At 65.3% G+C, this 21,920-nt stretch carries 18 protein-coding genes; 5 read left to right on the top strand and 13 right to left on the bottom strand.

Annotated features, from left to right (window positions below; translation table 11 throughout):
- Positions 1-17: 17 nt before the first annotated feature.
- A complete protein-coding gene (locus WA983_RS00090; protein WP_424311458.1) occupies positions 18-1,034 on the top strand; it encodes a magnesium and cobalt transport protein CorA in 1,017 nt (338 codons plus the stop codon).
- Between the two features lie 88 nt (positions 1,035-1,122).
- On the opposite strand, the gene WA983_RS00085 is transcribed toward WA983_RS00090, so the two are convergent.
- The 4 genes from WA983_RS00085 to WA983_RS00070 all read right to left on the bottom strand — a co-directional run bounded on the left by WA983_RS00085 (position 1,123) and on the right by WA983_RS00070 (position 8,935).
- A complete protein-coding gene (locus WA983_RS00085) occupies positions 1,123-4,497 on the bottom strand; it encodes a DUF748 domain-containing protein (protein ID WP_424311439.1) in 3,375 nt (1,124 codons plus the stop codon).
- 175 nt (positions 4,498-4,672) lie between these two features.
- A complete protein-coding gene (locus WA983_RS00080; RefSeq protein ID WP_424250406.1) occupies positions 4,673-6,301 on the bottom strand; it encodes a GMC family oxidoreductase in 1,629 nt (542 codons plus the stop codon).
- Positions 6,302-6,324: 23 nt separating this feature from the next.
- Positions 6,325-7,818 (bottom strand): aldehyde dehydrogenase family protein, encoded by a 1,494-nt coding sequence (locus tag WA983_RS00075; RefSeq protein WP_424250404.1) that lies wholly within the window; start codon positions 7,816-7,818, stop codon positions 6,325-6,327.
- A 7-nt stretch (positions 7,819-7,825) separates the two neighbouring features.
- Complete coding sequence (locus WA983_RS00070; RefSeq protein WP_424250402.1) at positions 7,826-8,935, bottom strand: mandelate racemase/muconate lactonizing enzyme family protein; 1,110 nt, start codon at positions 8,933-8,935, stop codon at positions 7,826-7,828.
- A gap of 136 nt (positions 8,936-9,071) precedes the next feature.
- Between WA983_RS00070 and WA983_RS00065 the strand changes: the two genes are divergently transcribed.
- Positions 9,072-10,562, top strand: coding sequence for a PLP-dependent aminotransferase family protein (locus WA983_RS00065; RefSeq protein ID WP_424250400.1), 1,491 nt, complete (start codon positions 9,072-9,074; stop codon positions 10,560-10,562).
- On the opposite strand, the gene WA983_RS00060 is transcribed toward WA983_RS00065, so the two are convergent.
- From WA983_RS00060 to WA983_RS00045, 4 genes are all read right to left on the bottom strand, one after another.
- Positions 10,559-11,377 (bottom strand): ABC transporter permease, encoded by an 819-nt coding sequence (locus tag WA983_RS00060; RefSeq protein ID WP_424250398.1) that lies wholly within the window; start codon positions 11,375-11,377, stop codon positions 10,559-10,561. The two genes, WA983_RS00065 and WA983_RS00060, sit on opposite strands and share 4 nt — an antisense overlap.
- Complete coding sequence (locus WA983_RS00055; protein WP_424250396.1) at positions 11,374-12,258, bottom strand: ABC transporter permease; 885 nt, start codon at positions 12,256-12,258, stop codon at positions 11,374-11,376. Before WA983_RS00055 ends, WA983_RS00060 begins: the two co-directional genes overlap by 4 nt.
- Positions 12,251-13,324, bottom strand: a complete 1,074-nt coding sequence (locus WA983_RS00050) for an ABC transporter ATP-binding protein (RefSeq protein WP_424250408.1) — start codon at positions 13,322-13,324, stop codon at positions 12,251-12,253. The genes WA983_RS00055 and WA983_RS00050 overlap by 8 nt, the downstream gene beginning before the upstream one ends.
- Before the next feature lie 88 nt (positions 13,325-13,412).
- Positions 13,413-14,483 carry an ABC transporter substrate-binding protein gene (locus WA983_RS00045; RefSeq protein ID WP_424311438.1) on the bottom strand — a complete coding sequence of 357 codons (1,071 nt, stop codon included), beginning with the start codon at positions 14,481-14,483 and terminating at the stop codon, positions 13,413-13,415.
- A gap of 256 nt (positions 14,484-14,739) precedes the next feature.
- Between WA983_RS00045 and WA983_RS00040 the strand changes: the two genes are divergently transcribed.
- Positions 14,740-16,149: an NAD(P)/FAD-dependent oxidoreductase gene (locus tag WA983_RS00040; protein WP_424247767.1), complete on the top strand. Its 1,410-nt coding sequence runs from the start codon at positions 14,740-14,742 to the stop codon at positions 16,147-16,149.
- Positions 16,150-16,248: 99 nt separating this feature from the next.
- Here the strand turns inward: WA983_RS00040 and WA983_RS00035 are convergent, their stop codons facing one another.
- Positions 16,249-16,419 (bottom strand): plastocyanin/azurin family copper-binding protein, encoded by a 171-nt coding sequence (locus WA983_RS00035; protein ID WP_424247770.1) that lies wholly within the window; start codon positions 16,417-16,419, stop codon positions 16,249-16,251.
- Positions 16,420-16,590: 171 nt separating this feature from the next.
- Here WA983_RS00035 and WA983_RS00030 point away from each other — a divergent pair, with 171 nt between their 5' ends.
- Positions 16,591-17,100 (top strand): hypothetical protein, encoded by a 510-nt coding sequence (locus WA983_RS00030; RefSeq protein ID WP_424311437.1) that lies wholly within the window; start codon positions 16,591-16,593, stop codon positions 17,098-17,100.
- 29 nt (positions 17,101-17,129) lie between these two features.
- Here WA983_RS00030 and WA983_RS00025 read toward each other — a convergent pair whose 3' ends face one another.
- Positions 17,130-17,855, bottom strand: a complete 726-nt coding sequence (locus WA983_RS00025) for a uracil-DNA glycosylase family protein (protein WP_424247819.1) — start codon at positions 17,853-17,855, stop codon at positions 17,130-17,132.
- Between the two features lie 229 nt (positions 17,856-18,084).
- On the opposite strand from WA983_RS00025, the gene queG reads away from it, so the two are divergent.
- On the top strand, positions 18,085-19,134 hold the full coding sequence (gene queG, locus WA983_RS00020) for a tRNA epoxyqueuosine(34) reductase QueG (protein WP_424247862.1): 1,050 nt from the start codon (positions 18,085-18,087) through the stop codon (positions 19,132-19,134).
- On the opposite strand, the gene arfB is transcribed toward queG, so the two are convergent.
- The 3 genes from arfB to WA983_RS00005 are packed head-to-tail and all read right to left on the bottom strand — an operon-like array spanning position 19,135 to position 21,603.
- Positions 19,135-19,545 (bottom strand): alternative ribosome rescue aminoacyl-tRNA hydrolase ArfB, encoded by a 411-nt coding sequence (arfB, locus tag WA983_RS00015; RefSeq protein WP_424247821.1) that lies wholly within the window; start codon positions 19,543-19,545, stop codon positions 19,135-19,137.
- 25 nt (positions 19,546-19,570) lie between these two features.
- Positions 19,571-20,713: a diguanylate cyclase domain-containing protein gene (locus tag WA983_RS00010; RefSeq protein WP_424247822.1), complete on the bottom strand. Its 1,143-nt coding sequence runs from the start codon at positions 20,711-20,713 to the stop codon at positions 19,571-19,573.
- Positions 20,713-21,603 (bottom strand): amino acid ABC transporter substrate-binding protein, encoded by an 891-nt coding sequence (locus WA983_RS00005; RefSeq protein WP_424311436.1) that lies wholly within the window; start codon positions 21,601-21,603, stop codon positions 20,713-20,715. Before WA983_RS00005 ends, WA983_RS00010 begins: the two co-directional genes overlap by 1 nt.
- Between the last annotated feature and the right edge of the window lie 317 nt (positions 21,604-21,920).

Here is a 21,920-nt window from a genome sequence, read left to right as displayed (position 1 = left end):
AATGAGAGGAGCGCATGATGAATTCGCCGACATCCGCCGCTGACGCCGGCCTGGACGAGGCCTTCCGGCGATCCGCCGTGGCGTCCACCCTGTACATCTCAGGCCAGCCGGACCGCGAGATCGGCCTGGCCGATCTGGGGCCGGCCGCAACGGACGCCGGTCTGCTCTGGGTCGGCCTGAAAGAACCGGACGAGGCTCTGGTGCGCGACGTGGGCCGGCGGCTGGGCCTGCCCGACCGTGCCGTCGAGGAAATCATTGCCCCGCATCGACGCCCGAAGGTCATCGAGTACGACCAGTTGACGCTGGTGGTCGTGGTGACGGTCGAAATCGTCCAGGACCGGCCCAGTTTCGGCGACACCCAACTGCTGATCGGGCCGGGCTACCTGCTGACGATCCGCCGCCACGCCAAAGGGTCGCATCGGGAATTGCGCGAACTGTTGGCCGATTCGCCGGAGTTTCTGAGCCGGGGCAGCGATTACGTCGCTTCCATGCTGCTGGACCTCCTGGCGGACCGCTATGTCGAGGCGCTGGATCATATGGAGAGTCGCGTCGAGAACATCGAGCACCAGTTCCTGCTGCGCGGGTTCCGCGAAATGGAAATCCGGCGCCTGTACCGCCTGCGGCGCGACATGCTGCACATGCAGACGGCGATCGCGCCGCTGGTGGAAATCTGCCGTCGTCTGGCACGCGTGGACATCCGCAACATCGGTGCCGACAGCCGGGGTTATTTCAACGAAGACGCGGATCGCGTGCAGCGCATCGTCGAATCCCTGGCCGGCCTGCGTGAGGCGCTGGCCTTCGCGTTCGAGGCCAGCATGATGATCAGCCAGATGCAGCAGACCGACATCACCCGCAAGCTGGCCGCCTGGGCCGCCATTCTGGCGGTGCCCACAGCGGTGGCGGGCATCTACGGCATGAATTTCCATGACATGCCGGAACTGAGCTGGGCCTACGGCTATCCGGCGATGATGATCGGAACGGGCGCAGTCTGCGGTCTGCTGTACTGGAAATTTCGCCGGATCAAGTGGCTGTAGGGGAATAAAGGCGTTTGCGGTGCCGGGCGATGAAGCCTTCGTAGTTCAGCGGCGTGTCGAGAGACGGGGCCGCCGTGCGGCCCCGCACTCAGTGCAGCGAGAAATCCACGCGCGTCCCCGCGCCGCCGTCTTCGATGCCGTCCGCGTCAGGCCTGGGCGCGACGAGGAAGACCCGGTCGGTCAGATCGGGCGCTTCGGCCATGATCTGCTCGTACACGGCTTGCGCACGGGCCTCGGCCAGCGCGGCCAGAGGCTGTTTGCCCAGCGGGGCGGCGGCCAGCAGCAAGGCGTTCATCTGCTCGGGCGGGAGCGATTTGGCGATGCCGATGGCATTGCGTGGCTTGTCCTTGAGCTTGGTGTCGCCGTAGACCTTTTCCAGGTACTTGGCGCGGTCAGCGTCGGTCAGTGCGATGCCGGCCGTATCGGCTGGCTTGCTGCGTCCACCGGTGTCGCGCGCCTTGGCCGCACGGATCTTGTCGTCCACCCAGGTCTGGCGCAGACCGGCCTCGTCCGCTTGCGGGTCGGCGCGGCCGACGATGTCCATTTTCAGCGAAGGGCGGTCGGCCAGCGCCTTGGTCAGCGTGGCGATGTTCGATTTTGCTGCGTCGTCGAGCGTGGCGCTGCCCGGCGCGAACTCGACGTGCGACAGATCGTCCCCGCCACCGAAGGCGGAGGCCAGCAGTTTGAAGGGCGCGGTCACCGCCTTGGTGATCGTGTTCACGATCACCTGCACGATGATGCCGCCGATCGAAAACTGCGGGTCGTCCAGCGAACCGGCGATCGGCAGGTTGATGTCGATGTTGCCATTGGCGTCCTTCAGCAGGGCGACGGCCAGCAGCACCGGCAGCTTGAGCGCGTCGGGGCTGTCGGACGGCTTGCCGAAGGTGAGCTGGTTGAGCAGCACCTTGTTGCCGGCTTGCAGGGCACGATCCTTGATCTGGTAGTGCAGGTCCACCGACAGCTTGCCGCGTTCGATGGCGTAGCCGACGTACTTGGACGAATAGGTGGTGAAGCGGGGCAGGTCCACACCCTTGGCGGAGGCATTCAGGTCCAGTGCCAGATAGCGCGCGAACGGCTGCACCGTGCCCGAGACGGACAGCGGCGCGGTGCCGTAGACGCGGCCTGTGACGCGGACCTTGGCCGGCGCAGGCCGGGTCGAGGACACCGCCGTGAGCGTGCCTTCGATGGCCGAGAGTTCGGCGCGGTAGTTGGGCCGCACGAAATGGTCGTTGAACGTCATGCGGCCGCGCTTGAGCGTGACGCTGTTGATCGAGATGTCAGGCGCGGGCGCGGGGGCTGCTTTTGAGGTGTTGGCCCGGGTCTGCGCCGCGCCGGCCGCGTGGGTGCGGCGGGTTTGCGTGTCCTGAGTGATGGAGCCGGCGGCCGTGCCTTGGTCCACCAGGATGTCCATCACGTTCAGGCGCGCATTGCTGTTGAGCAGGATGTTGCCGTAGAAATCATCCAGCAGGATGTCGCCCAGATTCAAGCCGAGCTTCGGTCCCGCCACGGAGACGTGCATCTTGTCGAAGCCCAGATGCTTCCAGTTCAGAAACGCAGCCTGGTTGACGCGGTCCTGCAGATCCAGTCCGTCGACCTGAACCGCGCCGCGCCAGTCCGCCCGCATCGGCTTGCCGTCCTGCGCCGGGGCGAATTCGGCCTGACCGCGCGCACCCAGGGTCACACTGCGCACCGTGGCATTCAGGCTGGAGGCGATATAGGGTGCCAGAGAGGCCACGTCGAATTTGGACAGATCCACCGAGGTCTTGAGTGTCAGCGGCTGCGCCGTCAGTGTGCCGTCGAGCGCCAGCGTGCCGTGTTTCTGCAGGCCCTCGGCCCGCAGGGTGAAGTGCGTCGGCGCGGCGTCCAGGGCCAGCCGGTCGGCCGTCAGCGCCAGCGAGCTCAGGGACAGATCCACGCCGGGCTTGACGGAGGGATCGCGCGCAGCAAGCTGCTGCAGGCCGAGTTGCACGTCGCGGGCCTCGATCCGGGCATTGGCGACGTCAATGTGGCCTGCCAGGCTCAGCCGACCGTCCTTCAGTTCGATGGGGGCGTAATGGCGCACGGCCGCCGCGAACGGCGCCAGCGCCAGATGATCCAGGGTGACCTGGGCCTGGACCGACAGAGGCTGCAGCACGATCGGCGCCTGGACCCGCAGCGTGCCGCCGTCCTGGCTGTGGTCCATGCTCAGCCTGGCTTGCATGGGCTGGTCCGGGGCCTGCGGCCAGGTGATGTGCTCGACTACGGCGCTCAGGCCGTCCAGCGGATGGTCCAGGCCGCTGGGATCGTCGCGCAGATGCACGGCGCCGGCCTCGAGCTTGAAAGCGCCGAGGGCGATCTTCCAGGCAGGGGTGGTGGCAGTGGCAGGAGGGGCGGACTGCGGATCGGTCGGCGCGGGTTCTTTCAGTTTGGTGAAGCCCTCGGCCACGCGCTGCCAGTTCAGTTGCTGAGCATCGCGGTGCGCTTTCACCTGCGGCTTCGTCAGCGTTACCGTGCCCATGGACACGGTGCGGGCATCCAGATCGAGCGCCAGGCCCTGAGCCCGCAGGTCGTCCCAGGCCAGCAGCGGCGCCCCGGCGGCTTCGGTCACGTCCAGTTGGCGCAGGCCCAGGTCGCCCTGCACGCGGATGCGCGGTGCGGCGCCCGGCGGTTGTTCGAACAGCACCTCCAGCCTGGAATCCAGCAGGGCGCTTTTGACCTTGATGGGCAAGGGCAAGGGCCAGAAATCAGCCCATTTGTCGAGCGCCACGTCGTCCAGCGTCAGGTCCAGTGTGGATGTGGGCACTTTCTCGAATGGCCGTGCCGTGCCGCTCAGGTCGAAGGGGCTGCCGTTGATGCGCAGATGCAGCGCGGGCTGCACGTCGATGTCGGTGGCGTAGCCGAGCGAGGACAGAAAGGGGATGCCCAGCGTCAGTTCGTCGATTGTCTGCTGACGGCCGGTGACGTGGTCGTCCAGGCGGATGACGCCCCCCGTCAGCGACAGATTGTTCAGGGAGAAGCGCGGCGGCCCGGCGTCGGCCGATTCGGGCTCGGCGGGCTGTTCGGCCGCGCGTGCGGCCAGCCGGTCCACGATGTCGGAAAAGTTGAAGTGCGCGACGTCCTGGCGCACCAGCGCAATCCGGGGGCGGTCGATCCGGATGCGGTCGATCACGGGGGCGAACACCACCAGGGATCGCCAAGCCACGCGCAGATCGAGTTCCCCGACTTCCAGCAACGGCTCGGACTGTGGCTGTTCAATGACGAGATCCTGCGCGCGCAGCGCCAGGGTGAAGGGGTTGAAGCGGATTTCGCCCACCTGCACCGGACGGCCCAGCAGTTCGGAGACATCCTGGGTCAGTGCGCCACGCACGGCTTTCGGCACCAGCCAGGCGGCCAGCGCAGCCAACACCAGCAGCGTCAGCACGGTGCCCGCCAGGATCTTGAGCATCTTCCGGCTGGGTTTCAACACGGGCATCCGCAACCGCATGGCGTGCGCTCCTGGCAGGTTTTGTTTTTGTGCATGAGTTCGGACCGCAAGCATCCATGATGCGCTGTCTGCGGTGTGTGCTCATTATCGCCGCCGGGTTCCGGTGCGTCCATCGGGGCGCCCGGACCTTTGCATTTTTTTGCGATGTGGGGCAGGGCGTGGACCGGCGCGAACGTCAGCCTGCGGGGTTTCCGGCGTCGGCCAGGATCAGGTCGGACGCCTTCTCGCCCACCATGATGGCGGCCGCGTTGGTGTTGCCCGAGATCAGTGACGGGAAGACGGAAGCGTCCGCGATCCGCAGATGCCCGATGCCGTGCACCCGGAGCCGGTGATCGACCACGGAGGTCTCCGGATCGGGGCCCATGCGGCAGGACGAGCAGGCGTGAAAGACGCTCCAGGCACTGTCGCGGATGTTCCGGACGAGATCTTCGTCGCTGGCGCAGTCCGCGCCGGGCTGGATCTCCTGGGTGATGATGTCCCTGAGCGCGGGTGTCCCGGCCAGGCGGCGGATGAATCCGACGCCTCGCAGCAGGGCCTGCAGGTCGCGCTCGTCGGCCAGGTAGTTGGGCTGTATCTCGGGCGCTTCGCGCGGATCGCCGGAACGGATGCGGACGGTGCCCCTGGAATGGGGGCGGCAGTTCGACACGCCCAGCAGGAAGGCCGGGAAAGGGTCCGGATTCATCAGGGGCCGGGTGCCTGCGGGCGCCCGGGTGTAGCTGACCGGGGAAAAGTACAGTTGCATGTCGGGTTGGGCCAGGCCGGGGTCCGTCTTGAAGAACCCGCCGCCCTGGTTGACGCTCAGGCCCAGGGGGCCGCGTCGGAGCAGCAAATAGGCCAGCCCCGCCCGCAGTTTTCCCCACCAGGGGTTCAGGTCGTCATTCAGGGTCTTCAGCCGGCTGCCGAACAGGTAGTCGACGCCGAGATGATCCTGCAGGTTTTCGCCGACGGCAGGACTGTCGGAAAGAACCGCGATGCCTCTGGATGCCAGCAGACCGCGCGGACCGATGCCGGAAAGCTGCAGGAGTTGCGGCGTGTTGACGGCGCCGCAGCTCAGGACGACTTCCCGATGGGCCAGCGCCTGATGGATGCGGCCGTGCCGTTCGTATTCCAGGCCGATGGCCCGGCGGCCCTCGAACAGCACGCGGGTGGCGTGGGCGTGCGTCCGGATGGTCAGGTTGCGGCGGCCGGACGCCGGTCGCAGATACGCCTTGGCCGAGGACATGCGAAAACCGTTCCTGACCGTGAGTTGGTAAAGCCCGACGCCGTCCTGGCGGGCACCGTTGAAGTCGGGGTTGTAGAGCAGGCCGGCCTGCAGACCGGCCTGCAGATAGTTCTGGCATAGTGGATGGAGTGCCCCGGAAACGTCCGATACGGTCAGGGGGCCGTTCGTGCCGCGGTAGCCGTGCTCGCCGGCCTGGCAGGTTTCCATCTTCTTGAAGTACGGCAGGACGTCCGCGTAGCTCCACCCGGGATTGCCGGCTGCGGCCCAGCCGTCGTAGTCCAGCGCGTTGCCGCGGATGAAGACCATGGCGTTGATCGAACTGGAGCCGCCCAGCACACGGCCCCTGGGCCAGTAGCTGGGCTTGCCGTTCAGGCCGGGCACGGGCTCGGTCAGGTACCGCCAGTTGACGGCTTTCTGGTAGTAGGTCTTGCCGTAGCCGATCGGGACCTGCACCCAGAATCGCCGGTCGCTGCCGCCGGCCTCGAGCAGCAGGACCCGATGGCGTCCGTCCGCGCTCAGGCGGTTGGCCAGCACGCACCCGGCGGAGCCGGCGCCGACGATGATGTAGTCGTATTGGTCCATGTGCGCGCCCGGAGCCGTTGCCTTCAGATCCGGATCGTGACGTTTTTGATCCGGCAGTAATTGCGCAAGGCCTCCAGGCCCTTCTCCCGGCCGAATCCGGAGAGCTTGTTGCCGCCGAAGGGCGTGTAGATGCCGCCGGCGAAATACTGGTTGACCGTGACCTGGCCCGCGTCGATGTCGCGCGCCAGGCCGAGGGCCTTCTGGATGTCTTTGGTGTAGATGCAGGCCGCCAGGCCGTAGTCCGTGCCATTGGCCGCGCGCAGGGCTTCTTCGACCGTGTCGACGATCTGCACGCAGAGCACCGGCCCGAAGATTTCCTCCCGGACGACGGGGTCGTCGGCCGGCACGTCATCCAGGATGGTCGGCTGGAAGAACCAGCCTGCGCCGCTGTCGGGATCCACGGTGCGTCCGCCGCCCGCGGCGATCCGGATGCCCCGGGCTCGGGCACCGTCCACGGCTGCGGTGATCCTGTCGAGCTGCCGGCGGGAGTTGATGGCGCCGATGGCCGGATTCTTCAGGCCGTGGCCGATCGTCAGCGCCCGGGCGCGGGCGCTGAATTTCTCGATGAAGGCGTCGTGCACACTGCGTTCGATGACCAGGCGCGATCCTGCGGAGCAGACCTGGCCCGCGTTGAGATAGATTGCCTCCAGCATGTCTTCCACGGCGTGATCCAGGTCGCAGTCGGCCAGTACGATGGCGGGGGATTTGCCGCCCAGCTCCAGGGTGACGCTGGCGATGTGCCGCGCGGCGTTTTGCATGACGCGCCGGCCAGTGTCCACCGAGCCCGTGAAGGTGACGTGCCGGACCTCGGGGTGGAGGCTGAGCGGCTCGCCGACGGCCGCTCCCGTGCCGGTCACGACGTTGCAGACGCCCTGGGGCAGGCCGGCCTCGGAGAGGATGCCCGCGAGCAGCAGCGCCGTGATCGAGGAGGTCTCGGCCGGTTTGACGACGGTGGTGCAGCCGGCCGCGAGCGCGGGGGCGACGCCCCGCATCATGGAGAACATCGGGAAGTTCCACGGCACGATGTGCGCCGTGACGCCGACCGGCTCCAGTTGGTTGTAGGAGACGAAATTCCCGCCCAGCGGGATCGTGTCGCCCTGCAGCTTGTCGGCCGCGCCGCCGTAGTAGTCCAGGAGCCTGGCGACGGTTTCGACATCGTCCCGGGATTCGGCAAGCGGTTTGCCGCAGTTCAGCGTCTCGGCGACGGCCAGGTGTTCCACGCGAGCGCGCACGAGGCGGGCCGCGTCGCGCAGGATCGTGGCCCGTTGCGCGGGGGCGGCATGCCGCCAGACCTCCTGGTAGGCGCGCGCGGAAGACGCGACGGCGATGTCGACGTCCTCGGCGGTGCCGGCCGGGCACTCGGCGAAGGGCTTTTCCGTGCCGGGGTCGATGGCCTCCATCCGGCCGCCGGCAACGGCCGGCCGCCAGTGCCCGTCGATATGGAGCTGGTCGGGCAATCCCGGCAGCGTCCCGGTGCGCAGGGCCTGGGCAGCGTGATCCTGAATGGCGGTGCTCATGTGATTCCTAGTCCGTCTGGCTGATTTGATAGTCCGCGCGCGCGAGCCACTGAGGGTTGATCTCCACGCCCCAGCCCGGCCCGTCCGGGATCCGCACCTTGCCGTCGCGCGCCACCGGATAGTCGGCATAGATGCCATATTGCCAGGGATAGTAGTCGGCTTCCTCGATGGAGAGTTCGACGTAGGGCCCCGCGTTCTCGATGGCGCCCATCAGATGCAGGGTGAAGATCGTGACGAGCGACAGGTTGGCGGAGTGGGGCGTGCACGGCAGCCCTGCCGCCTGGGCCATTCTGGCAACCCGCAATGTGCGTTCGATGCCGCCCAGATAGCAGATGTCGGGTTGCACGACGTCTACGGTACGGGACTCGATCATGTGCTTCCACAGGGCGAGGTTGTTGTCCTGCTCTCCGCCGGTGACGTCCAGGCTCAGCGCCTCGGTGACTTGCCGGGTCCAGTCCAGCCGCCAGTAAGGGCAGGGTTCTTCGAAGTGGCGGACCCCGTGGTCTTCCAGCAGCCGCCCGACCTCGATGGCCTTCTCGGGCTGGTAGCAACTGTTGCCATCTGCGAGCAGGTCCACCTCGTCGCCCAGCGCTGCGCGGATCGTCGGCACGATCTCTTCCGTGCGGCCCGGCCATTCGTCCTGATTGTGCCCGCATTCCGCGCCTACGCGGAATTTGAAGGCGTCATAGCCGTGGGCATCGCGCAGGCGAAGGAAACGATCGGCCTCGGCCCGGGGCGTGATGTCGCGTTTCATGCTCGAGGCGTAGACGCGGATCGGCCGGGGGGTACCGCCCAGCAATTCGCAGACGCTTTTGCCTTGTATCTTGCCGTGCAGGTCCCAGAGGGCCGTGTCCAGCCCCCCCAGCGCCCGGCACATGTACGAACCCGGGAATTTGTATTCCTTCTCGTAGATCCGGCCGATCAGGCCGCCCAGTCCCGCGAGATCCGAGACGTCCGCGCCCAATGCGTGGACGGCGACCTGCCGGTGCAGCACCAGGGAGGCAATGTCCGAGTGATAGGTCGAAACCTGTCCCCATCCTTCGGCACCGTCGTCGGTGCGTACGCGGACCAGTCCGACATCCCGGGTGCTGAACGTTTCGATGCTTTTTATTTTCATGGTGGGATGCTTGCGCGAAAGTGAGCGCTCGGCATGGCTCACGGTAGCGATGATGGTAAGAAGAAAATGGTTGCGCGTTAATATCCATTCTGGATAAAGTTGCATACCAGTCCGGATGGAAGCGGGAGGGAGCACGATGGTGAAGGTAGCTGGGGGCGCCTTGCTGGCGTCGATCACGATAGACCGCGATTCCTCGAAGACCATCAGTACTCAGATCTGCGCGGCGATCCGCAAGATGATCTTCTCGGGTGCTCTCAGCGCCGGCGAACGCCTGCCGTCCAGCCGCACCCTGGCGACGGAGCTGAACGTCTCGCGCACCACCATCAACTATGTCTTCGAGCGGCTGGCCGAGGAAGGGCTGATCGACTCGCGTACGGGTTCGGGCTCTTTCGTGTGTGAGACCCTGAGCACCCATCTGTCCAGGCTGCCCGCGCCTTCGACCGAAAGGCTGGCGCAGCGTCGCAAGAACCTGCGCCTTTCGCGCTGCATCGCCCATTCGATCGAGCAGTTCGGCGCACGCATCCCCCACGAAAAAAGGGCGTTCACGACCGGGACGCCGGCGTTCGACGTGTTCCCTCTGGCGCAATGGTCGCGCCTGGTGGCCAGGCATTATCGGGAAAAGCGCGACCGGGTCATGGGCTATGGTGATCCGGAAGGGTTTGCTCCCTTGCGGCGGGCGATCGCCAGTCATTTGCAGGGCAACCGCGGCCTGTCCTGCGAACCCGAACAGGTTTTCATCGTCAGCGGCGCCCAGCAGGCGTTCAATCTGGCGTGCAGCGTCCTGCTCGATCCGGGCGACAAGGTCTGGTTCGAGAACCCGGGCGCCATCGGTGCGCGCAACAGCTTCAAGGCGCACGGCATGGATCTCGTTCCCGTTCCGATCGACGGGGAGGGGATGGTGGTCGAAGCGGGGCTGAAGCAGGCGCCCTATTTCCGCCTGGCGTTCGTCACGCCCTCGCATCAGCAGCCGATCGGCGTGACCATGAGCCTGGCGCGCCGCATCGAACTGCTGCAGGCGGCCGAGCGCAGCGATGCCTGGATCCTCGAGGACGATTACGACGGCGAGTTCCGCTACCACAGCAGTCCCTTGCCGACCTTGCAGAGCCTCGATACGGCGGAGCGCGTGATCTATGTGGGGACTTTCAGCAAGTCCCTGTTTCCCGCCCTGCGGCTGGGCTATTTCGTGGTGCCGCCCATTCTGGTCGATACCTTCCGCAAGGTTTCAGGCGCCTTTCTCCAGGGGGCGCCCTCGAATCTGCAGGCGGTGCTGGCGGACTTCATGGGCGAGGGGCATTTCGCCACGCACATCCGCCGTATGTGCAAGATCTACGCCGAGCGCCATGATGCCCTGATCGAGGCGTCGAACGCGCGGTTGCAGGGGCTGTTGGACGTGATGCCGACCGAGACCGGCTTTCATACCGTGGGGTATCTGGCACCCGGGTTCGACGAGCGGGCGGTCAGCCAGGCTGCGGGCGAACAGGGCATCTCGGTGTCTCCGATCGGGCGATATTGCATCGAGCCGATCGCCCAGCAGGGGCTGGTCCTCGGGTTCAGCACCGTCCGTTCACCGGAAATCCGGGCGGGTGTCGAGACACTGGCCCGGGTGCTGGAAGGCCTGCGGCGCTAGTGGTGCCTCGGTCGGCCGAAAGTCTGGGCCGCCACCAGCAGGCCGGTCGAGATCAGGATCATCAGGGTCGAGATCGACGTGATCGTCGGGTCGATCTGATCCCGCAGCGCATTGAACATATTGCGCGTCAGGGTGGCGTTGTCTCCGCCGGAAATGAAGAGCGCGATGACGACCTCATCGAAGGACGTCAGGAAGGCCAGCAGCGCCCCTGTAATGACCGAAAAGCGGATCTGCGGCAAGGTGACCCTCATGAAGGCGACGAAGCGCGACGCCCCCAGGTTGCGTGCCGCCATTTCCTGGCTGGGGTCGAAGCCCTTGAGAGCGGCTCCGACCACGATCAGCACCAGCGGCGTGGCCAGGAGCGCGTGGGCCAGCACCAGGCCGAGGATCGTGTTGAGCAGGTTGAGCTTCGCATAGACGTAGAACGCGCCGATCGCCAGCAGGATGACGGGGATGATCATGGGGGTGATGATCATCAGGTAGATCAGCCGGGTCGCGCGGATATGCGAGAGGTAGAGTCCGTACGCCGCCATGGTGCCCAGCGGCGTGGCCACGAGCATGGTCAGGACGGCGGCCTTGACCGACGTGAGGGTCGCCTGCATCCACTCCGGCGACTCCAGGTAGTGCGTGTACCAGCGCAGCGACCAACTGGTCGGCGGGAATTCCAGGTATTGCGAATTCGAGAACGACATCGGGATGACGATCAGCGTCGGCGCAATGAGAAACACCATCGCCAGGGCGGACAGGACGTACAGCCAGAGCCGCTGCCCGTGGGTGATCTGGGTCTCGGAGGCGGGTCGATCCAGCCAGCTCATGGCTCATTCCTCGGGGCGCCGGCGAGGCTCGAGCGGGCCAGCCGGTTTGCCAGGTACAGGATCAGCATCGTCAGGACGAAGAGCACGACGCCGAGCGCGCTGGCGGCGCCCCAGTTCACGAACAGCTCGATGTTCGAGGCGATGCGCATGGACACCAGGATGATCTTGCCGCCGCCCAGGATGGCGGGCGTCACGTAGAAACCCAGGCACAGGATGAACACCATCAGCATGCCGGCGAGCAGGCCGGGCAGGGACAGCGGCAGGAATACTTTCCAGAACGCCCGGGTGGGGCTGGCGCCGAGATTGGCGGCCGCTTTGAGGTAGTCCTTGTCGATGGCGCGCATGGCCCCGTAGACCGGCAGCACCAGGAAGGGCAGCATGATGTGCACCATGCCGATCAGGGTGCCGGTCATGTTGTGCACCAGGCTGATGGGGTCGTTCCACAGGCCCAGTTCCATGCCCCACTGGTTGATCAGGCCCTGGCGCTGGAGCAGCACGAGCCAGGCGTAGGTGCGCACCAGCAGCGAGGTCCAGAAGGGCACCAGCACGGCGATCATGAACAGGTTCGCCATGCGCGTGGGCAACTGGGACAGGAAATAGGCCAGTGGATAGCCGACCAGGACGCAGATCAATGTGGTCAGGATGCTGACCTCGAAGGTCAGCCGGAAGACCTGGATGTAGGACGAACTGGCCAGCATGCGCTGGTAGTTTTCCAGCGAGAAATGGCCGTTCTCGCCCACGAACGACAGCCAGAACAGCCAGGCCATGGGGATGACCATGATCACCAGCACGAGCAGCAGTGCGGGCGAGCACAGGCCCGCGAACGCCAGTCGTTCTTTGAGGGTCTGGCGCCGCAGGGCGGCGGCGTTGGGCTCAGTCATCGCATACCAGGATGGTGTCTTCGCGGCGCAGGCCGAGCGTGACCGGACCGCCGACCTGGATCTCCGTCGGATCGGGTTGGCTGGCCCCGCGCATGCAGATCACCTGGCCGTCCGGCAGGGTGACTTGCGTCAGCACGCTGTCGCCCTGGTAGACGATGTGTTTGAGTGTGCCGTTGAAGATGTTCATGCCGGCTTCGGCGTCACCATTCTCCAGGCGGCGCAGTTTCTCGGGCCGCAGCATCAGGAAGCTGTTGGCCCTGATCGGCGTGTCCGGCGGCAGCGCGAGGGGGCGCCCGTGGCAGACGGCCTCGCTGCCCGATGTCACGACGGGTAGAAAGGTGGAATCGCCGATGAAATCCGCCACGAACTTGCTTGCGGGCCGTTCGTACAGCGTCTCGGGGTCGCCCAGTTGCATCACGCGGCCCTGGTTGATCACGGCGATCCGGTCCGACATCGTCAGTGCCTCGCGCTGGTCGTGCGTGACGTACACCGTGGTCATGCCGAGCTTGTCGTGCAGGTGGCGCAACTCGATCTGCATGTGCTCGCGCAGTTTCTTGTCGAGCGCCGACAGCGGCTCGTCCATCAGCAGGATGCGCGGCTCGAAGACGATCGCGCGCGCCAGCGCCACGCGCTGCCGCTGGCCGCCGGAGAGCTGGGCGATGCCGCGCTGACCGTAACCGCCGAGCTGGACGGTTTCCAGCGCATGCTCCACACGCTGCGCGATTTCGTTTTTGGGCAGGTGCCTGAGGGTCAGGGGGAACGCGATGTTTTCCGCGACATTCATGTGAGGAAACAAGGCGTAGCTCTGGAAGACCATGCCGACTTCCCGTTTGTGCGGCGGGGTGCAGATGACCTCGGTTTCGCCAAACCGCAAGCTGCCGCTGTCGGGCCGGGTGAAGCCGGCGATGGTCATGAGCAGGGTGGTCTTGCCCGAGCCCGAGGGACCGAGCAGGGTCAGGAATTCCCCGCTGCGGATGTTCAGGTCGACGTGGTCGAGCGCCTTGGCGTCGCCGTAGGTCTTGGTCAAGCCCGTGATCGTGATGGGCAAGGAGGCTGCTGTTGTGATCGGCTCAGACACGCCAAGGTCTCCTGTCGTTTTTATCGATTGTCAGGGGGCGGCGGGTGCCTTGCCGATCGCCGCCCCTGCGGGGATGCTACTCCAACATCATGTCCTGATACAGGGCTGCGGCCTGCTTCTCGAACTGCTCGTACCACTCGATATCCAGTGGGATCTGCTTGGCGGCGTTGGCCGGGGACGAGGGCAGGGTTTTGGCGACGGCGTCGCTGATGAGCCCGCCTTCGTAGGCGTCCTTGTTGGTCGGACCGTAGGTGATGTACCGGGTCAGACTCGCCTGGTACTGGGCCTTGCTGATCTCGGCCAGGAACTTCATCGCCGCATCTTTGTGGGGCGCGCCCTTGGGGATGGCGAAGCAGTCGTAATCGAGCAGCCCCTGGTCGAAGGAGTAGGTCACCTTGGCGCCGTGCTTGGCGATGTCGTCGAAGCGGCCGTTCCATCCGGTGGCCATGTCGACCTCGCCGTCCTTCATCAGTTGCGCATGCTGGGCGCCGGAGGTCCACCAGACCGCGATGTTGGGCTTGAGCTGGCGGATCTTGTTGATGGCGCGTTCGATCCCGCCTTTCGACGAGAGCACTGCATAGACCTGGTCGGGCGGCACGCCGTCGGCCATCAGCGCCGGTTCCAGAGATCCGGCAACGCCGCCCCGATAGGCACGTTTGCCCGGGAATTTCTTGACGTCCCAGAAGTCGGCCCAGGTCTTGGGGCCGGGCTGGCCATCCTTGCCGTACTTGTCCGTGTTCCAGGCGAAGACGTTCGAGAAGACGTCGCCGCCCACGCAGAATTTGGACTTCATCGTCGGGTAGAAATGCGAGACGTCGATCACCGAGTAGTCCAGGGGTTCCAGCAGGCCCTCGGCACCGGCGCGGGCGGCGCTGCCCGAGCCGCTGGCCACGATGTCCAGGGTGACGGCGCCTGTCTGCACCTGCAGGCGCACATCGGACATGCCGTTGTAAGTGCTTTGCTTGACGTCCATATTCAGGGCCTTGGCGGCCGGCACGAACAGGGCCTCGCTCTGCGCTTTCTGGTAGGCGCCGCCCCAGGACGCGATGTTGAGGTCGGCGGCGCTGGCCCCGACGCTGAAAAGGGAGAGGGCGCTGATGGCCGCCGTGGTGCACAAGGCCTTTCGAGTCTTCAACGTGTCCGACATGGTTTGCCTCCTGGCATGAGCTTCTATGATTTTTTGTCCAGCCTGGGTTTCATTAAACCGTTCTAATGGATTACACAAAAGGACCATTATGGAAATATCAACGATACCAATCCAGCCAGTGGTATGTGGAAATTTCCAGAATGGATGTTACCTTCCGTGTATCGGCCTTCTATGATGATCGCGCAGGGTTTGCGCCTGGGGCCGCCGCGTTGCGGTGCGCCGTTCCGGCAGTCATCGGGTGGGGTACGCGAGAGCGATGGACGATTATCGAGGGGTGAGTTTCTGGTTTGACGCCTTGGGCGAGGACGTGCGAGTGCGGCCCGCCCTGCCAGGGCCGGTCGATGTGGATGTGGTCATCCTGGGCGCGGGCTATACGGGGCTGTGGACGGCGTACTACCTGAAGTCGCTGGCACCGTCGCTGTCGGTCACGATCCTGGAGGCCGAGACGGCGGGATTCGGCGCATCGGGCCGCAATGGCGGCTGGCTCAAGGGCAGCATGGCCGGCGAGGACATGTACCTTTCGGACCAGCCGGCCGAGCGGCGCGAGACCGGCTACCGGCTGCTGCATGGCATCGTGGACCACGTCCGGACGGTCCTGGATCTGGAAAACATCGATTGCGGCTTCCAGCAGGGCGGTGTGCTGTTCGCGGCGGCGCGCTATCCCGAGCAACTGGCCCTGGTCCGCGCGCATCTGGACCGCCTGCGCCATGCCGGACACGCTGAAGACGACTACCGCTGGCTCGATGCGCAGGAACTCAGCCGACAGGTGCGCATGCACAAGCCCTATGGCGCGATTTTTTCGCCGCATTGTGCGGTCGTGCATCCGGGAAAACTGGTCAGGGGTCTGGCGCGCGCCGTCGAGCGGCGCGGCGCCGTCATTTACGAGCGGACGCGTGTGAGCACCATCCAGGGGAACACGGTCGTGACCGACCAGGGCGTCGTGCGCGCCCGGTGGATCGTGCCCGCGCTGGAGGGCTATGCGGGCTCGATCAGCAGCCTGGCGGGGACGGTGCTGCCCGTGCAGAGCCAGATCATTGCAACCGAGCCGCTGAGTGCGGCTCAATGGGACGAGGTGGGGCTGGAGAGTCGGCCTGCCTTCAGCGACGGGGGGCGGCTGATCACCTATGGTCAGCGCTCCGATGATGGGCGCCTGATTTTCGGCGCGCGCGGCGGCTACCGGTTCGGCGCCCGGCCCCGCAATGATTTCACGCTGAGCGGGCCCGAGTCGGCATTGCGGAAAAAGCTGATGGTGGAGTTGTTCCCGGCCTTGAGCAACGTGCGTGTCACGCACGGGTGGGGCGGCACCATGGGCATGGCGCGGCGCTTTGCGCCGCATGCCGTCTGCGACCGGCGTTCGGGTATCGCCACGGCGGGCGGTTATGGGGGCGGCGGGGTCGGCGCAGCCAATCTTTTCGGCCGGACCCTGGCGGATCTGATCCTGGAGCGGGACACGGAACTGACGCAGATGCCCTGGGTCGTCACGGGCGCCTCTCCGAGGCGCGCCTTGCGCCGCTGGGAGCCGGAGCCTCTGCCGTGGCTGGTCTACCGGGCCGTTCAGGCCGCCTATACCTGGGAGGAGAACCTGTGCGGCGCGGCCGATGCCGCGCCCTGGCGCAAGGCCCTGGCGGGCCGGATCAGCGCCACGCTGTCGAAGCTGCTGACCTAGGCATCGCACATCCCCGTGGCGGCGCGGGGCGTCCGCCCGGGCTCAGTCCGCCACCGAGGCGCGATCCATGATCTTGCCGTGCAGTGTTTCGGCGATGGCCTACCCGATCACGAAACGGCCCTTCATGCCGGCCTCGTAGTGTCCCGGGAGAGTACAGGCGAAATCGAGAGCGTCCCGGTGCGTGAACGTCCAGACCAGTTCTCCGCTTTGACCCGGATCCAGCGTGAGGGCGTTGGCCTCGTGATGCGGGCGGTCTGCGCCTGACACCACGGAAATCACGATCCACCTGTTTCGCCGAGAAACATTCAAGCTTAAAATTTAAAGATCGCCCGAAGCCGAGGGCGGCAAGAAAGCAGCGGAGGATCCATGGATGCATCGCTCGTTTCGCCCCCGGGCCCGCAGCCGGATTTCATTCGGTGGCACTATCTTTGGTATGTTGCAGTGGCGCTCATCGTTCTGGTGGCGGCCATTCTTGCCGGGAATGCCTGGTTTCTCAACTGGGTCCATGTCATGAGTGGTGTGCTGTGGACCGGGATCGACCTGTTCATGGGATTCGTCATCGGCCCGATCATCCGCAGCGTGTCCATTCCCGTGCGCAAGGAAATCATCATCCGGTTGACCCCGGTCACCCTGTTCCTGATGCCGGTCCTGTCCGTCTTGACGAGTACTGCAGGCTGGTTTCTTGCGGTGCAGCTCGGGCTGACGCAATTGCCATGGCCTGAGTTCGGCTGGATCGCTGCGGCGCTGGTGCTCGTGACGCTGATGACGATCCAGGGCCTGGGTTACCTGCTGCCGACCAGTGTGCGGGTGTGTCTCGAACTGCGCAAGCCCGCCCCGGATGGTCCGAAGATCAGCCGCATGATGAGCCGGTTTTATTATGTGGTGGCCAGCCAGGGCGTCATGCAGATCGCCATCATCGTAGTCATGGCGAAACTGGCGACGGGTGTGTAGGCGGGAGCAGGGCCACCGCTGCCGCGCCATTACAGCCAGGGTGCCAGGGTCTGATCCGCGGTGTCTGCCCAACCCCGGTTGGCCGTGGGGTTGGCCGGGCTGGGGTGCAGCAGATAGGCCGTCGGCACCTGGCCGTCCGTGATGATCTGCGCGCGGCCATGAGCGAATCGTCCGATGCCGATCACTGCGCGTGGCCTGCTGGCGTGAATCACGGCGTCCAGCGCTGCGTCGCAGATGCCGAACAAGGGCTCGCGTTCGGCCTTGTGCAGTTGTTCGGGGACCAGGTTGCGATTGTTGCGCAGGAACAGCAAAGGGCAGTAGTTCCAGACAAAAACGTCCTGAAAGAAGCGGTCAGGATTGTCGAAGCGACGCTGCGCCCAAGCCCAGAAGCGGTCGCCGCTGCCTTCGCTGCGGTGGCAGGCAAAGCCGGTGATCGGGTATTTGTCGTGCTGGTCCGGCAGCGGACCGCCCAGAGGTTTTTCGATCTTCAGCCAGTCGCGCGCCATGGCGACCGCTCCGAAGGGAACTCCGGTCTGGGCCATGCCCCAGGGGCCGGGGTTCATGCCAACCAGCAGGATGCGGCCCGTCCGGGCGCCGTGCCGCTGCAAGTACTCGCGGTGCGCCGACCACATGTAGATCAGGGGGTTATAGACGTGGCTGGCGCTGGGAAACGTCAGCACCTGCAGGCTGCCCGCGAGCACGCGTGCGATGGCAGTGAGGGCGTTGTCCGGGTCAGGATCGGGGCTGGCAGTCATGGGTTTTTGCCTGAGGGATGCCGGCATGAAAGGCCGCACTCTGGAAGCTCCCATTATGGGCAAGAGCGCCGCCGTCGTAAATTCATGGCCCGCGTCGTCAGGCAGGGTGTCGGGCCTATCATATGAGGCAGGACGAACTCACGATTCACACAGAACCTGCAGCATCATGGCGACCTCTTTGACTCCATCCGTGCCGGAAAGCGCCGACAGCGGCCAATGGCTGCAGCAGATACGGGCCTGGGCGCGCGAACTGGGATTTTCCGACATCGGCGTTTCGGGGGTGGACCTGTCCTCGGCCGAGCCATATCTGTTGCAATGGCTTGCCCAGGGTTATCACGGCGACCTGGACTACATGGAGCGGCATGGCCTCAAGCGCGCACGGCCGGCCGAATTGGTGCCCGGCACGGTCAGTGTGATCACCGCGCGCATGCCGTACCTGCCGCGCCATACCGCGCCTGACTGGCAGGCCCGCGAACTCGCGCGGCTGGAGGACCCCGGCGAAGGGGTGGTGTCGCTCTATGCCCGGGGGCGCGACTATCACAAGGTGGTGCGGGCGCGCCTGCAAAAACTGTGCGACCGGATCGAGGCGCTGGTCGGGCCGTTCGGCTACCGCGTATTTTCCGATTCGGCGCCCGTGCTGGAGAAAGAACTGGCCAGCCGCAGCGGCCTGGGCTGGCGCGGCAAGCATTCCATGGTGCTCTCGCGCGATGCGGGGTCGATGTTCTTCCTGGGCGAGATTTTCGTGGACTTCGCGCTGGAACCCACCGATCCGGTGAGCGCGCATTGCGGCACCTGTACCGCCTGCATCGACGTCTGTCCCACGGGCGCCATCGTCGCACCCGGCGTGGTGGATGCGCGCCGCTGCATTTCCTATCTCACCATTGAATATCACGGTGCCATCCCCGAGGCGCTACGTCCTCTGATGGGCAATCATATCTATGGGTGTGACGACTGCCAGACGATCTGCCCCTGGAACAAGTACGCCCAGACCACGGAACTGCCCGATTTCGACGAGCGGGCGCCGCTGGTCGGTCGTCAATTGGTGGACCTGTTCGCCTGGGACGAAGAAACCTTTCTCAAGCGGACCGAGGGCGGGCCGATCCGGCGCATCAACCACGAGCGCTGGCTGCGCAATATCGCCGTGGCGCTGGGCAATGCGCTGCGCGCCGCTGATGCGGCGCAGGCCGAAGCGTTGCGCGCTGCCTTGCTCAGTCGCGCCGACCATGCCAGCGCCCTGGTGCGCGAGCACGTGGCCTGGGCGCTGGCGCAGCGCGCGTGATCAGCCTGCCGTGACCTTGGTGCGCAGTTGCTTGAGGGCACTGCGTTCGGTCTTGGCCTGCTGGCGGCGGCGCCTGGCTCCTTGAGTGGGGCGTGTGGGGTGCCGGATTGCGGGGCTGTCACTGGCACGGTCAATCATTTCCTGCAGGCGTGCCAGCGCCTCCAGCCGGTTCTGTGCCTGGGTGCGACTGGATTGTGCCTTGATCACGATGATGCCCGTGGCCGTGATGCGATGGTCTCGCAGGCTCAGCAACCGTTCGCGGACAGGTTCGGGCAGCGTAGAGGCATGTACGTCGTAGCGCAGATGGACGGCACTGGAAACTTTGTTGACGTTCTGGCCTCCGGCACCTTGAGCGCGGATGGCGGTGAATTCGACGTCGTGCGCCTGGACCGGATATCGATGTCGTGTCATGGACGGGGTACGCGCCTGGCGGCCGTCAAAGCGACTCGCTCAGCACCGCAGCGTCGTGTTGCTGGTGCGCCATCGCTTTGGCTCGATACATGTCGGCGTCGGCCTGCGCCAGCAGGGTGCTGCTGGCGCAGTTGTCCTGACCAAACCGCGTCCGACCGATGCTGGGGGTGATGTGGATCGGGGTGTCCCGCCAGAGTATGGGTTGCGTCAGGGCCTGTGTGATGCGGGTCACCAACGCGTTCACGTCCGCGTCCTCGATGGTGTCGGGCGCGATGATGGCGAACTCGTCGCCGCCCAGACGAACCACGGTGTCGCCTTCGCGCGCACAGGCCAGCAGGCGCTGCGCCACCTCACGCAGCACCTCGTCCCCGGCGGCATGGCCGTAGGTGTCATTGACGGGTTTGAACCGGTCCAGATCCAGCAGCAGAATATGGCCTTGCAGACCGGCTCGTTTGACGCGGCCCAGGCGCTCTTCCAGCAACAGGCGGTTGCCCAGGCCCGTCAGCGGGTCACGCCGGGCCTGACGGCGCAGTTTTTGCAATTGGGTGTTGTAGGTCCGGGTGACTTCGGAAATCTCATCGGCCCAGTCGGCGGGGATGGGGTCCAGCGCCTGATGGCGGTGCATGGCCTGGCACAACTGCAGGAGGGGCTGTCCGATGGTGCGCTTGAAGGTCCATAGCGCGCAGGCCAGCACGACTGCCAGCATCGACAGAAAGACCGTCAGTTGTGGCATCAGGCTTCGAGAAACCGCGGTAAAGATCGAAATGGGCCGGAAGGCGATCTGCAGTTCGCCCAGTACGTGGGTAGCGCCCGTTTCATCCACATAATGAAGAGGGGTGCTCAGAGTGTCTTTGCTGTCTTTGTCGGGCTGTGTGCCCGCCACGATCAGTTTTTGGGCGCACTGGTCCGGCACGCTGACCCCTCGCACGTTGGGCTGCAGCGTCATCGCCTGAATGATGCCTTCCGCCGTCAGGCTGTTGCAGTCCCACAGCGGTTTGATCAGCACCTGCGCGAAGGTGTCCAGGGTCTGGTTGCGCTGGTTGCCCGCCGCCGTGTTCTGGTTCTGGTAATACAGCCCGGTCGTGAGGGCGGCAGTCAGCACGTAGGCCAGGGCCAACAGCGGCAATAGCTGACGCAAGAACCGTGTGTAGAGTTTTTGAGCAGGCATCACGACAGGTGCGGGTGCAGCAGCAGATGCTGATAGCGTTGGGGCACGATATCCGGGCTGTAAAAGGGATTTTCCAGGCTGATGACGGTGCGTTTTTGCCAGGTATCCGCAGGGGGCGTCTGGCGCATCCGGTTCCAGATGGACTCGAATTCACCGTTCTCGCAGATGATGTCGAAACCCTTTTGCAGCGCCAGATACAGCGTATCGGCGCTGGGGTGTGGGGACACCCAGACGAAACGGTACCAAGGGTATTTCAACATCAGGAATTGGTCCAGCGCGAGTTGCGGATAACGTTGTCGAAAGTGCGGCAGAAAATAGTTCAGGGATTCTTCCAGTCCCATGGGAAACAGGTCGATCACTCCGGTCTGCATCTGCTCTGCGAATTCCCCGTTGCGCCAGCCCTGGACCTCGCGGGTGGTGATGCCGGCCGTGCGGTAGATTTCCACGTCCCACCAACTGGAGCCTTGTCCGATCGTCAGGGTACGCAGGTCGTCCAGTGTACGGATCGAGCTCAGCCTGGCTTCGTGGCTTTGCAGCACGAAGGGTGTGCGCCAGCCCAGCAGGCCGCGCTCCAGCGGCACGGGAATCATGCGCAGGCGGCCTTCCTGCACCCGTTTCAGGCGAGTGGGAGAGGCCGGCAGCAGATTGATGTGGGTGCGCCCGGCGGTGATTTCATGCAGATTGCGCTGTTCGGTCGCGTGAGGGGCGTCGACCAGATCCGCGGGCAGTCCGCCGGCCTTCAGGGCCGCGTGCAGCAACGCGATGCAGTGCGACAGCGACGGTTCTGTCTGCACGGTGTATACGGGGCGGGTGGATGCATGGGACGGCAGACAGGCGCCGGCCATCAGGCCCAGCAGACTACGGCGATGAGGCGAAAATGAAGTATCCATAGGGCGGGCAGTCTGGCAGGGCGGTTTCCAGTCCTTGCATCATAGACGGGAATCGACCTCGCGCCATGCGCCGGGCCTGGCGATTGCGGCCTTCCGGGAGGGCGATTTCAGCCAAGAGATATAATATTATCCAGAATGATGGCGATTTTGGATCTATTGGCAATAGAGATTGGACAATGAACACGAACACGCGATCCACCGGCTCAGCTTACGACTGGGGGCCGCGAGCGGGGCAGCTACGGGATACCCAGCCGCGCACCGCCGCCGGGCGTACGGCCCAACGTCTGCGACACGATATCATTCATGGGCTCCTGGCC

It is taken from the genome of Castellaniella sp. (assembly GCF_049650445.1).
In the GTDB taxonomy this organism is placed as follows: domain Bacteria; phylum Pseudomonadota; class Gammaproteobacteria; order Burkholderiales; family Burkholderiaceae_B; genus Castellaniella.
The sequence above is the reverse complement of the archived record's forward strand: the minus strand, read 5'-3'. Positions and strand labels throughout refer to the sequence as shown.